The following is an 11,985-nucleotide window of genomic DNA, read 5'->3' as shown; positions in this document are numbered from 1 at the left end:
CCTATTGTCTACCACGCTGCCAAGCCGTCCAAAGCTGCTGGTAACGGCCATCAAATTCTAACAACTGCGCATGGGTTCCCCGCTCTACGACGCGTCCGTTATCCATCACTAAAATTTCATCGGCACGCGATGCCTGATCCAGCCGGTGTGCCACCACCAGTGCGGCTCGGTCTTTGGCCAATTCCTCCGCTGCATCCTGCAACGATTGCGCACCTTGTGATCCTGCCTCAGCGGTGGCTTCGTCCATGACGACTACGCGTGGATTTAACAACATCACTCGCGCAAGTGCTAACTGCTGCGCGGCCACCGGCTCCAATTGCAGGCCTTGGGCGCCGACTACGGTATCGAGGCCATCCGCCAACTGATGGAACCAGTCCGCATTAACGCGATCAAGGACCGAGATCATCTCGTCATCAGTGGCTTCTGGTTGCGACAGGCTTAAGTCCTCGCGCAGGGTGCCGGAAAAGACGTGGACTTCTTGGGAGACCATCGCTAAGCGGGCAACGCGTTCTGAATCCGACAAAGAGGTGACTTCTACCCCATCAACTTTCACGGTTCCTGAATCGGGCACCCGCAGACCGGCGAGCAAAGCCGCGACGGTGGTTTTGCCAGCACCCGAGGCACCGACGACAGCAACGGTTTTCCCTGGGTCAATGCTTAGTGAGACATCTTCTACTGCCCAGCCTTGGCCATAGGAAAATGAGACATCGTGGACTTCCACGTGGCCTTCTTTTGGCGGAGCACCAGCCGGCTTGGTGGGCTGCGGCGGATTGACCACCACGCCGGCGATGCGCGCCAAGGAGGCATAGCCCGATTGGATCGTATCCAGCACGCGCATCAGACCCATCAGTGGTCCACGCAGACGAATCAGCATGAGCATCGCGCCGGTGACGGCACCTACGGTCATAGCACCTGATTGCACGGTGAGATAACCCACCAGCAAGCCCGCCCCCAGCATGACAAACTCCACCGAGGTCATCCACAGCTGCAGCACAAGCATGGTCTTTCGCGCTGAGTAACCATGCTCGACTACGTCCCAGGAAGCAGTATGGATTCGGTCATGCATGGACTTTTCCATGCCAAAAGCACGCACGGTAGCGCGTCCACGGATAGCTTCAAGCACCCGGCGTGCACGATCAGCCATCGATGCTCGCTCGGCGGCATAGCGTCCAGGGGCTACACGCAGATACCGTCGCGCGGCGATGACATAAATTGGTGCAGCAGCGACAATGACGAGCAAGAATTGCCAGTCTAGAGTAACGAGGGCGATGGCGGTGGTGATGATTGCAAAACCGGAGTTTGCCAAAATCGGGACGGTCTCAGTCACCGCTGCAGATAGCTCCGCAACATCATCGGTGGACCGGGATACTAAATCGCCGGTGCCGGCATCTTCCACGCGGTGGACTGGTAGGCCCAGGGCCGTACCCACCATGTCTTCACGCAGGTTAGCGATTACGCGCTCCGTCAATCGCGAGAGCACGAAAAAGCCCCAAGCAGAAAAGGCAGCGGCAGCAAATGCTGCGATAACTAGTTCTGCCGTAATCCGCAGCAAACTAGTACTGCTAGCTGAAATGACCACATCGACGATGCGTCCGAGCTGGATAGGAATCCAGATATTGGCCACGGCGCCAAGAGCAAGCAACACTATAGCGAAAAGAAATTGCTGAGTTGCCTTCGGTACCTCACGCAAGTGCCTGCTTAAGACCTTGCGGGTTTGGGGCCAGGTAGCGGTAGGAAAACGCATACCCATATCTACTTCGCTCCTGCTTCTACGGCCTGCCAAGCAGGCGCATTGGTATAAACAATGGTCGGCTTATCTGCGCGCGCTGCTGCGACTCGTTCGGCAATAGTCTGCTCGGTTACGGAGTCCACCGCGGTGGTGGGGTCTTGCAGGATCAGAATCTCAGCATCGGCAGCAATAGCGCGCGCCAGTGCCACACGCTGGCGCTGGCCACCGGATAGGTGGCCGCCATTTTCTCCGACCTCGCGGTCAAAACCTCCCGGAATATCTTCCGCTGCAGCTACCTCTAGCGCCCACATGGCCCGCTCGCGGTCCGGGTGGACGTTGTCCAACACGCTGCCCTCAAAAATATCAGCGTCATGGGGCGCCACCAGGTATTTCTCCCGCGGCATATTGACTAATTCTGCAGGCGGAATTTCCGAGACCACGGTGATTCCAGGACGCAGAGCGGGCAGGGAGGGTTGGGAGGTGCTAAAGGAGGCATCGGCAAGCAAAAGCTCTTGAATACGCCGTCCGGAGGCTTGCGCGGTTGCCCACCGCGATGCAATATTCTTACCCAACATCGTCATCGGGGTGATGATAAATTGCGTCAAGCCCACCACCGTGATGAGCTCCCCGACCGTCATCATCTCAGCCAATGCCATAACACCAGAGACGACGCCCACGATGATGACGTAGAACGCACCGGCGGTTTCTGTCACAGCATTCAGGCGTGCTTGTGCGCCATTGGCTGCAACGGTCTTTTCATAAGCTTTGTCTGAAACCACCTCATAGCGCGAACGCACGGTATCCACCGCGCCCAGGCCCTTGAGGATGCGAAGCCCTTGCACGACATCGGTCGCCGTGGCTGAGGCGGCTGCCAAAGCGCGCTGGCGCGCCCCAGAGCGTTTGCGCAGCGGAGTAGCTGACTTCAGTGAGATCATCACGACGACAGGCCCGCCAAGCAACACACCCAAACCTAGGGGAAGATTGACGCTAGAGACCATAACGGCAACATAGATAATGGACGTGATTTCCGCGAAGGGAAAGACCGTCATGATGACGGCATCTGCCACGCGCTGCGTATCTGAGGAAGCAATAGCTAGAAGCTCCCCGGCCGTGCGCTGCTTGCCCGCCATGCCTCGCGGGTGTGAAATCCGGTCTGTGACCGTCATGCGCAACTCGTGCCCGATTTCTAGACCTGCACGTTGAAATAATGCCCGCCCAAACCAGCCGGCCGCGGCGTTGACAATAAATATCCCGAGTAATATAACCACCCACACCCACAACGTCGATATGCTTCCCACAGCAATTGCCCGGTCAATAGCTTGGCCCACGACAACTGGGGTCAAGCCATTACAGACAAAAGTTAAAGAAATTAGAATTGCTGCGGGAATGGTACGTTCTTTGCGGGAAAATATGGTTTTTAATAGCCACCGCGGATCGTTTGCCTGTGGAAGAGCAGACACTAAAACACCTCACCCACTATCGAAATCTTAAAAAATAATATGACGCATCAACCTCTTCAGCCTAGCCCAGAACACTATCCCAGCTACCGGCCTCCCTCGCGCAAGCAAAACCCCAGGTTTGCAACCGCACACCATAAAGAAACACTGGCGAAGGCATTTCATGCTGGAGCTGATCTTTATGATGAAATCCGACCTGAATACCCCAGCTTCATCGGCAAGCTAGCACCAGGTAAACGCGCACTCGATATCGGTGCTGGAACCGGTAAGCTTACCCTTAGTTTGCCGCATGACGTAGTTCTCGCCTGCGATCCATCCCCCGATATGGTGCGTGTTTTACAATCCCACGGCATTAGCTGTTGGCGTGGCACCGCTGAGGATTTAGCAGTGGCTTCAGGATCCATCGACGCAGTATTTTGTGCCCAGGCATGGCACTGGGTCGATGCGCAGGCCACCTGTCTAGAGCTTGACCGCGTCTTAACCCCTGGCGGCAAAACAGTTTTAGTCTGGAACACCATTGATGTCCACGCGGACCCGTGGGTGCTGCGGCTGACCCGCATCATGCATTCCGGCGATGTTCAGCGTCCTGACTTTAAACCAGAAGTGCACGAGCCATTAGTGATTTCTGAAGAGCACCACGACTTTTGGCAGCAGACATTAAAAGCCGAGCAATTGCACACCTTGATGCACTCACGGTCTTATTGGCTACGCGCAAATGAGAAGACCCGACAACGCATGACAGGCAACCTTAACTGGTATCTCTATGAGCATATGGGCTTTCAACCTGGGACGGAGGTAAAAATCCCCTACCGAACGGACGCATTTGTTTTAAGCCGTTATGCTGGATAAGACGAAAAACATACACAACGCTTATCTCAAGGACTGATCAAGTGAGCTCCGAAGAACCTACCATCGTTCCGGATACACCAGTTGAAGATCTAACGCTTGACCGAGTGGCAGAAATCTTTGACGACAAGCAATTAGTCTACCGCCTGGAGAATGTAGAATCTCCCGACGGAGACACCGGCACCATCCTGCGCACAGGCTTTTCTAACGCAGCCATCGCCATGCAAATCCGCGATAACACCTTAGTTATTGACTCACTGTGGCGCGGCGCGTTTCCTACCGCCCAGGGCCCACAGGTTCTCATGCTGACCAATCAATGGAACCAAGACAACTTTGCGCCTACTTTGCGCTTTTTCGACAGCAGCGCCGAGGAACTCGCGGTCTCCGCATTCCGAGAGCTACATGTTGGCGCTGGCGTTTCGCGCAACCAGCTTGATGCCTTCGTCATGACCACCATTGATGCCATCTTGGGTTCCTTTGAATGGATCGAACAAAAGCACCCTGACCTTGTGACCTGGGAAAGCGAGCACAACCATGACTAATCCACAAAACTCTGCATCCGAAACCTCGGTTGATAACGCGCTACCTGCCGTTGACATCGACCGCATCATCGAAGCCATGGCTTCTTTCGACATCAAGTTGGAAAAAGCACAAGGCGCCGACGCCGTTGCGATGGCTAACCTCAACGGCCTAAACATCATGTTCGCCTTGCTCCCATCCGTGGTCATCGTCCGCGCCGATGTGGGCACTGATGCTTCCTTTGCTAATGCCGATGCTGGCCTGTTCTTGGCTGCAGGCCAGATCAACACCGTCTCCTTCGGTGCACGCGCGGTCATTACCGAACACGAAGACCAACTGATCGTTCGTACGGAGCGCGAATTTACCCACTTGGCAGGGCTTAACGATGAGCAGCTGAAGCAGTCACTCAAGGTCGCCGTCGATGGTGTCTTGGCCGCCCAGGACGCGCTCGTAGCAGCTGCCGAAGAAATGGCAAAGCTCGGCTCTGAAACCGCCCAAGAAGAAACCGGCTCCAACTAGTACTAGAAGTAACTAGTGCCAATGTATAAAGCGCCCACCCTCATCATGTGATGCAGGGATGGGCGCTTATAAATGTGCACGTTTTTAAGGTGCACATCGATGTTGCTATTCGGAGTCTAAAATCCGCTGGCGCTCAACTTCGGGGTCAAAATCTGCCTCTGGCCAATCCAGCTCCATCTTGCGAAGCTCATCCAGGATCAGAAATTTCAACGCCATGCGGGCATAAGGCTTGCTATCTGAAGGCAGGACATACCACGGCGCGTGATCAGCATCAGTGCGATTGATGGCATCAGCATAAGCCTGCGAATACTCATGCCAAAAGCCGCGCTCAGTAACGTCCCCATCGTCATATTTCCAGTGCTTCTTTGGATTTTCGACGCGCTCTAGGAGATTTTCGGTTTGGAACTCTTTCGAGATGTGCAAAAAGATCTTGAGGATACGAACATTGGCATCAGCAAGTTCTTTTTCGTACTCCCGGATGGCTTCAAACCGCCTGTCGATCTCTGCTTCATCGACCCAGCTGTGCACACGTTGGGTCACCACGTCTTCATAATGAGAACGGTCAAAAGCCACGACTTGGCCAGGCAGCGGATCATGCTTACGGATGCGCCACAAAAAGTCGTGCTCGAGCTCTTCATCAGTAGGTTTGCCGAAACTCAAGGTCGTGGTTCCTTGCGGGTCAAAGACCGAAAAGACGGATTTTACTGCGCCGCCTTTGCCCGAGGTATCCATGCCCTGCAGCACAACCAAGATGGATGGTGCGTCTTTTCCAAGCGCACGAGCATTCGCAAAAAGCAGCTCCTGCAGGTCACTTAATTCCTCATCAAAGCGCTTTGCCTGCTTCTTTAACGCCTTGGCATTGCCGTCAAAACCGGGTGTGGCCCTCGGGTCAGAATCATCGAAACTAAATGGCGTGGAAACACGCAACTTGCGGGCATCTTTGACTTTGAATTTACTCATCTTCCCCACCTTACTTAAGGAAAAGCCTTCGCCCTGCCCATTTTCCTAAGAAAAGTTTATGGGCAGGGCGAAATCTTCAAGGTCAAGCGGTGCGACTACTCCTCAGAAGCCTCTGGCTCTTCAGCCTCGACATTCATCGGGTTATCCTCGGAGCGGGAATGCGCAACATCGTCGAGCACTGCGTTGATGTACGGTGCTGCGGCATCGGTCGAGTACTCGCTGGCGAGCTCCACGCCTTCGGTTACTGCCGTAGCCAGGTCAATCTCATCCGAGTTGAACAGCAATTCCCACACAGCGACGCGCATGATCGCACGGTCGACAGCCGGGATGCGATACAGCTCCCAGTCCTGCGCCAAGAAGCGTTCGATGGTCGCATCGATTGTGTCCAATTCTTCAGCAACGCCGGCGACTAGCACCTTGGTGTACTCGGCGACAGGCGCGACACCGTGCTCGTCTTCACGAGCCAACTTCACGCGGTCTTCAACGATAGCTACGGGGTCGACGTCGCGATTTTCTGCCTCGTACATAATGTCGGCAGCACGACGACGCGCGCGGTAGCGAGCACCATGACGGCGCTGCTTAGGCACGCGGTGAGACTCAGGCTTTGCGTCCAGAACTTCTGGGTTTGGTTCCTTATCAGAACCAGACCCGTCATTGATACGTTCTTCAGCCACGATTAGTTGCTCACACGGGACTGGTACTCGCCAGTGCGGGTATCAATCCGGACGACGTTGCCAATTTCGATGAACAATGGAACCTGAATCTCAGCGCCGGTTTCCAAAGTTGCTGGCTTGGTGCCACCGGAAGAACGGTCGCCCTGCAGGCCCGGTTCGGTGTGCTCAATCTTCAGCTCTACGGAAATAGGAAGCTCTGCGAAAAGTGCATCGCCTTCGTAGAAGGAAACCTGCACGCGCATGTTTTCCTGCAGGAACTTCGCTGCGTCACCGAACTTGTCAGCTGGCAACTCAGCCTGCTCGTAGTTGGTGTCGTCCATGACAACGTAGCTGGTGCCATCGTTGTACAGGTAAGTCATATCGCGACGGTCAACCGTAGCGGTCTCAACCTTGGTGCCGGCACTCCAAGTCTTGTCGGTTACCTTGCCGGTAACAACATCCTTGAGCTTGCTGCGTACGAAAGCTGGGCCCTTGCCCGGCTTAACGTGCTGAAACTCGATAATCTGCTGAAGCTTGTTATCAATTTTGAGAACAAGTCCATTCTTGAAGTCGCTGGTATCTGCCACGAGATTCTCCTGTGATGGTTCGTGTAAAAGTACGGTCTACTATCCTACTACACTGCGGTGTCCACACGTTATTGGACTAAAGCACGGTCATTTTAGCAACCGTGCAACCTAGTCCTCATCGTGTTTAAATGATCCGCAATTCTTTGGACATCGGGGTAATAATCTTCGGCGCCCCAGAAGTAATAATCAGGGTGTCTTCGATGCGGACACCGCCTTTACCGGGGACATAAATACCCGGTTCGATAGTGAGCGTCATATTCTCTTCCAAATAGCCCTTGCCGGTTACCGCCGCTGAAGGCCCTTCATGCACGTGAAGACCAATGCCGTGGCCTGTGGAGTGCACGAAGTACTCACCAAAGCCAGCATCTTCGATAATGGAGCGGCACGCGCGATCCACATCATAAAGAGCCGTTCCTGGACGTGCTGCTGCGACACCGGCGAGCTGCGCTTCTAAGACAACGCCGTAGATCTCCTTGGCAAAGTCCGTGACCTCGCCTGCGACAAAGGTACGGGTCATATCGGAGTTAAACCCACGCAAGTGCGCACCGAAGTCGATGGTGACCAAATCACTATTAGCAATTACACGGTCTTCAGCACCGTGGTGTGGCTTCGCGGAATTAGGACCGGAAGCAACAATGGTGTCAAAGCTAACCCGTTCAGCACCAGCCTTGCGCATGCGGTATTCCAGATCCGCTGCAACTTGACGCTCGGTGCGGCCAATAGCCAGCTCCCCTGCCTCCAGTAAGTCTTCGAGGGCATTATTGGCCAACAAAGCAATCTCTTCGAGGCGCTGGAGCTCGTAGTAATCCTTTTTCTCGCGCTGCTTTTCAATCACGCCGGAAACTGGCACCAACGTAATATCTTCCGGGCAGGCCTCTTCTAGCTTTTTGAATTCCTCAACGGAAACATAAGCCGCTTCAAAGCCCACGCGTTGTGGACCTTCCAGCCCCTCCAAAAGATTCGGCCCCACGCGACGCTGAATGATGGCCTTGATATCAGGGACCTCTTCAGCAATCTGGGTGGTGTAGCGGCCATCGGTAGTCACTACGGCAGAAAGATCTTTGCGCAAGAGCAAGGCGCCATTGGATCCGGAGAAACCGGTGAGATAGCGCATATGAGTCAAGTCAGTAACTAAAATCGCATCGATGCGCTGCGCTGCCAACGTAGCAGCCAATGCGCGGCGACGATTGCTAAAGCGAGTATCTGCCAAACCCATAATTACTATTTATCCTTTTCTCTCCCGCCCAAGGCTTTCTTAGTCCTGCGAAATACCTCAGGCTGATGAATTTTTAGTTAGCGTCGAATACTTCTGTAGCTTAGCTGCCTAAGCATCCTTTGGGGTGAGATCCTGGGTGAAAAATCCCAAGGCTGCAACGTAGCCATACACACCCAAACCTGCGATAACGCCGCGGGCTTTATCGGAAAGGTAAGAGTGCTGACGGAAAGGCTCACGCGCGTGCACATTCGAGATGTGTACTTCCACATAACCTTGGCCATCGGCAATTTCTGCCAACGCGTCACGCAAAGCTACCGACGTGTGTGTAAAGGCGCCAGGGTTGATGATGACGGCGGCGTTGTTATCGGCAGCCGCGTGCACAGCATCCAGCAGTACGCCTTCGTGGTTGGACTGCACAAAGTCTAATTCCACCCCTGCCTTATCCGCGTGAGCGCGCACAAGCTCTTCAATATCGGCCAAAGTAGTAGTGCCGTAGATTTCCGGCTGACGCTTGCCCAGACGGTTCAAGTTTGGTCCGTTGACTACAACAATCTTCATGTGGAAATCTTCCTTTTTCTAGTCGTTACTGCCGGGGTTGCTATTGGGAAATCGCGTCATAGGCGGCGCGCAGCTCATCGATGCTTGGGCCTTCCAGGCGCGTCGTGCTACCCACACCAGTCAAGGCCACAAACCGGATGGTGCCGTGACGGTTTTTCTTATCGCGTGTCATGGCCTGGTACAGCTCGTCGAAATGACCGGCCTCATAAGTTGTAGGCAGGCCAATACTGTGAAGGATACGCTCATGTTGGGCAACCAGGGAGGCATCGATAAGCCCGCGCGCATGCGACAAGTGTGCGATGAACATCAAACCCACTGCCACTGCCTTGCCGTGGCGCCAGGAATAGTTCTCCCGCAACTCCACCGCGTGGCCGAAAGTATGACCGTAGTTCAGCGTTTCGCGCAGACCGGCTTCCTTCAGGTCTTCACCAACAACCTTGGCCTTAACTGCTACGGAGCGCGCGATCAGCTCGGGCAGGAATCCGTCTGGATCTAAACACGCTGCCGGGTCTTGCTCATAACGTTCAATGATGACCGGGTCATGGATAAAGCCCGTCTTGATGATTTCAGCCGAACCGGCAATGATTTCATCGGCAGGCAAAGTACGCAAGCGCTCTAAGTCGATAAAGACGGCGGAGGGCTCATGGAAGGCGCCGACGAGATTTTTACCCGCCGCCGTATTAATTCCTGTCTTGCCGCCGACTGCCGCGTCCACCATCGCCAGCAAAGTGGTAGGAACCTGGATGACCTTGATGCCGCGCATCCAAGTCGCGGCAACGAAACCGGCCATATCGGTTACTGCTCCACCGCCAAGTCCCACGATTGCGTCGGTGCGGGAGAAATTTTCCTCGCCCAGGCGATCCCACAGCTTAATCGGGGTGGCAACCTGCTTGCCTGCTTCGGCATCAGGAACTTCTTCCACGACGACCTGCAGGCCTTCGTCTTGTAAACGCTTGGCTAACTGCGCCGCTGGCGCAGCGATGCTGGGCTGGTGCACAACCATAACTTTGTCGGCCCCTGTTGCCTTCGCGTGCTCTGCGATGCGCTCATCCAGGCCTTGGTCAATGACCACCTCGTAGGGAGCTGGTCCATTCACGGCGATTGTGGTCACTGTCATTGCCTTTCTGCGCTTTCACGCAAGGGTTTAAGCAGGTGGGTTGAACAAAGTGCTTATAAACAAACGGTGTCAAGGAATCCCAGGATGTCCCCAACTACTTGCTGCGGGCTGCGGCCATCAGTACGGGCGCGGAAATTAGCTACCTCGCGGTAGAACTGCTTGCGCGCTTCGATGAGTTCACGGTAGTGCTCCACGGGATCATCCGCTGCGAGTACCGGACGAGTAGATTCCCGCGCGGTGCGGCGTGCGCCCTCTTCAGCGGAGACATCGATTAACACCACGGTGTGGTTTTCTAAAAGCTGGCGGGTCGATTCCGTCAACACGGCACCACCACCGAGGGAAACTACGCCATCTGATGCCAAAGCTTCAGCAACGTGTTCTGCCTCAATCTCGCGGAACTTGGGCTCACCGAGATCGGAAAATACTTCTCCGCAGGACTTACCTTCGGCTTCTTCAATCAGTTGGTCAGAGTCCACCAAACCGACGTTGAGGGCACGGGATAGGCGCCTGCCGATGGTGGATTTGCCGGCACCAGGCGGGCCGACCAAGACCACGCGTGGGCGGGTAACCGCAGTCGGCTGCGGCGGGATATTGGGAAGAGTCATGATTAATTTTCCTGGTCAAAAGCCAAACGCTGTGCGACGTATTCTTGGTAAGCAGCGATATTTCGCTTGGTTTCCTCGACGCTATCGCCACCGAATTTATCTAGTACTGCACGTGCCAGCACCAAAGCCACCATGGCCTCGGCCACGACACCGGCAGCAGGAACAGCACACACATCGGAGCGCTGGTGGATACCAGTTGCAGCCTTACCGGTCGCCATATCCACGGTCTTCAGCGCGCGTGGCACGGTGGAAATCGGCTTCATGGCAGCGCGCACGCGCAGTTGCTGACCATTGGTCATGCCGCCTTCTAGGCCGCCAGCGCGGTTGGTCAGACGGTCAACACCGTCTTCAGTGCGCACCATTTCATCGTGAGCTTGTGAGCCTGGGCGGCGAGCTTCTTCAAAGCCATCGCCGACTTCAACACCCTTGATGGCCTGGATGCCCATCAACGCAGCAGCCAGTTGCGCATCCAAGCGGTCATCACCAGAGATGTGCGAGCCTAGGCCGATCGGAAGGCCATCGACAACAACCTCAACGATGCCGCCGAGGGTATCGCCCTGCTTTTTCGCCTTTTCAATCTCTGAAATCATGGATTCTTCAGCAGCCTTGTCAAAAGAACGCACTGGCGATGCATCAATCGCGCTAAGGTCATCAAAGCTTGGTGCTGGACCTTCGTACTTCTCAGAAGGGCCAATGGAAATCACGTGGGAAAGCACTTCAACGCCGAGGGTTTCACGCAGGAAGCTACGTGCCACGGTTGCCGCTGCAACACGCGCTGCGGTCTCACGTGCCGATGAGCGCTCCAGAATAGGGCGCGCCTCGGAGTGTCCGTACTTAATCATGCCGGCAAAGTCCGCATGACCTGGGCGCGGGCGGGTAAGCGGTGCGCCACGGCCCGATTCCATAGCCTTGACGTTTTCTGGATCTTCCATGTCCAGCTTTTCTGCGGACATGATCGTGGTCCACTTTGGCCACTCAGTGTTGCCAATCATGATGGAAATTGGGCTGCCCAAGGTATATCCATGCCGAATGCCAGTGAGCAAAGTTAGTTCATCAGCTTCAAACTTCATGCGTGCACCGCGGCCATAGCCGAGGCGACGACGAGCAAGCTGGAATGAAATTTCATCACGGTCAACGGGTACACCGGCCGGCATGTGCTCAAGCATCGCGATGAGCGCCTGGCCGTGGGATTCTCCTGCAGTAGTCCAACGAAGCATGC

General features: G+C 55.1%; 13 protein-coding genes. 3 read left to right on the top strand and 10 right to left on the bottom strand.

Translation table 11 applies throughout. The annotated features are described in order from the left end of the window. Position 1: 1 nt before the first annotated feature. On the bottom strand, positions 2-1,750 hold the full coding sequence (locus C5Y44_RS07400) for an ABC transporter ATP-binding protein (RefSeq protein WP_105324329.1): 1,749 nt from the start codon (positions 1,748-1,750) through the stop codon (positions 2-4). A gap of 2 nt (positions 1,751-1,752) precedes the next feature. Next, positions 1,753-3,189 (bottom strand): ABC transporter ATP-binding protein, encoded by a 1,437-nt coding sequence (locus C5Y44_RS07395; protein WP_105324328.1) that lies wholly within the window; start codon positions 3,187-3,189, stop codon positions 1,753-1,755. A gap of 39 nt (positions 3,190-3,228) precedes the next feature. On the opposite strand from C5Y44_RS07395, the gene C5Y44_RS07390 reads away from it, so the two are divergent. From C5Y44_RS07390 to C5Y44_RS07380, 3 genes are read left to right on the top strand one after another with little or no spacing between them, the layout of a single operon-like run. Beyond that, on the top strand, positions 3,229-4,035 hold the full coding sequence (locus C5Y44_RS07390) for a class I SAM-dependent methyltransferase (RefSeq protein WP_105324327.1): 807 nt from the start codon (positions 3,229-3,231) through the stop codon (positions 4,033-4,035). Between the two features lie 41 nt (positions 4,036-4,076). Beyond that, positions 4,077-4,574, top strand: coding sequence for a YbjN domain-containing protein (locus C5Y44_RS07385; RefSeq protein WP_079005481.1), 498 nt, complete (start codon positions 4,077-4,079; stop codon positions 4,572-4,574). Next, the gene (locus C5Y44_RS07380) at positions 4,567-5,070 is read left to right on the top strand and encodes a hypothetical protein (protein ID WP_105324326.1); all 504 of its coding nucleotides are present in this window, start codon (positions 4,567-4,569) and stop codon (positions 5,068-5,070) included. The genes C5Y44_RS07385 and C5Y44_RS07380 overlap by 8 nt, the downstream gene beginning before the upstream one ends. 105 nt (positions 5,071-5,175) lie before the next feature. Here C5Y44_RS07380 and C5Y44_RS07375 read toward each other — a convergent pair whose 3' ends face one another. The 8 genes from C5Y44_RS07375 to aroC form a co-directional block, all read right to left on the bottom strand. Then, positions 5,176-6,030, bottom strand: coding sequence for a PPK2 family polyphosphate kinase (locus C5Y44_RS07375; protein ID WP_105324325.1), 855 nt, complete (start codon positions 6,028-6,030; stop codon positions 5,176-5,178). A gap of 95 nt (positions 6,031-6,125) precedes the next feature. Next, positions 6,126-6,644 carry a transcription antitermination factor NusB gene (nusB, locus tag C5Y44_RS07370; RefSeq protein WP_369831077.1) on the bottom strand — a complete coding sequence of 173 codons (519 nt, stop codon included), beginning with the start codon at positions 6,642-6,644 and terminating at the stop codon, positions 6,126-6,128. A gap of 62 nt (positions 6,645-6,706) precedes the next feature. Then, positions 6,707-7,270: an elongation factor P gene (gene efp / locus C5Y44_RS07365; protein ID WP_066839906.1), complete on the bottom strand. Its 564-nt coding sequence runs from the start codon at positions 7,268-7,270 to the stop codon at positions 6,707-6,709. A 124-nt stretch (positions 7,271-7,394) separates the two neighbouring features. Beyond that, positions 7,395-8,486, bottom strand: a complete 1,092-nt coding sequence (locus C5Y44_RS07360) for an aminopeptidase P family protein (protein WP_105324324.1) — start codon at positions 8,484-8,486, stop codon at positions 7,395-7,397. Between the two features lie 108 nt (positions 8,487-8,594). Beyond that, entirely contained in the window at positions 8,595-9,044 is a 450-nt protein-coding gene (aroQ, locus tag C5Y44_RS07355; RefSeq protein ID WP_105324323.1) for a type II 3-dehydroquinate dehydratase, read from the bottom strand. Positions 9,045-9,084: 40 nt separating this feature from the next. Continuing rightward, the gene (gene aroB / locus C5Y44_RS07350; RefSeq protein ID WP_105324322.1) at positions 9,085-10,155 is read right to left on the bottom strand and encodes a 3-dehydroquinate synthase; all 1,071 of its coding nucleotides are present in this window, start codon (positions 10,153-10,155) and stop codon (positions 9,085-9,087) included. Positions 10,156-10,214: 59 nt separating this feature from the next. Further along, positions 10,215-10,766, bottom strand: coding sequence for a shikimate kinase (locus tag C5Y44_RS07345; protein WP_105324321.1), 552 nt, complete (start codon positions 10,764-10,766; stop codon positions 10,215-10,217). A gap of 2 nt (positions 10,767-10,768) precedes the next feature. After that, a complete protein-coding gene (gene aroC / locus C5Y44_RS07340) occupies positions 10,769-11,983 on the bottom strand; it encodes a chorismate synthase (protein WP_105324373.1) in 1,215 nt (404 codons plus the stop codon). Positions 11,984-11,985 lie beyond the last annotated feature (2 nt).

Source organism: Corynebacterium sp. J010B-136 (assembly GCF_002967075.1).
In the GTDB taxonomy this organism is placed as follows: Bacteria; Actinomycetota; Actinomycetes; order Mycobacteriales; family Mycobacteriaceae; genus Corynebacterium.
This window is presented reverse-complemented; position numbering and strand designations above follow the sequence as displayed.

Excerpts from the sequence above, each read along its gene's own strand:
- C5Y44_RS07400 (WP_105324329.1), bottom strand. The coding sequence starts at position 1,750 with ATGGGTATGCGTTTTCCTACCGCTACCTGGCCCCAAACCCGCAAGGTC.
- C5Y44_RS07390 (WP_105324327.1), top strand. The coding sequence starts at position 3,229 with ATGACGCATCAACCTCTTCAGCCTAGCCCAGAACACTATCCCAGCTAC.
- C5Y44_RS07380 (WP_105324326.1), top strand. The coding sequence starts at position 4,567 with ATGACTAATCCACAAAACTCTGCATCCGAAACCTCGGTTGATAACGCG.
- C5Y44_RS07375 (WP_105324325.1), bottom strand. The coding sequence starts at position 6,030 with ATGAGTAAATTCAAAGTCAAAGATGCCCGCAAGTTGCGTGTTTCCACG.
- C5Y44_RS07360 (WP_105324324.1), bottom strand. The coding sequence starts at position 8,486 with ATGGGTTTGGCAGATACTCGCTTTAGCAATCGTCGCCGCGCATTGGCT.
- aroQ (WP_105324323.1), bottom strand. The coding sequence starts at position 9,044 with ATGAAGATTGTTGTAGTCAACGGACCAAACTTGAACCGTCTGGGCAAG.
- C5Y44_RS07345 (WP_105324321.1), bottom strand. The coding sequence starts at position 10,766 with ATGACTCTTCCCAATATCCCGCCGCAGCCGACTGCGGTTACCCGCCCA.
- aroC (WP_105324373.1), bottom strand. The coding sequence starts at position 11,983 with ATGCTTCGTTGGACTACTGCAGGAGAATCCCACGGCCAGGCGCTCATC.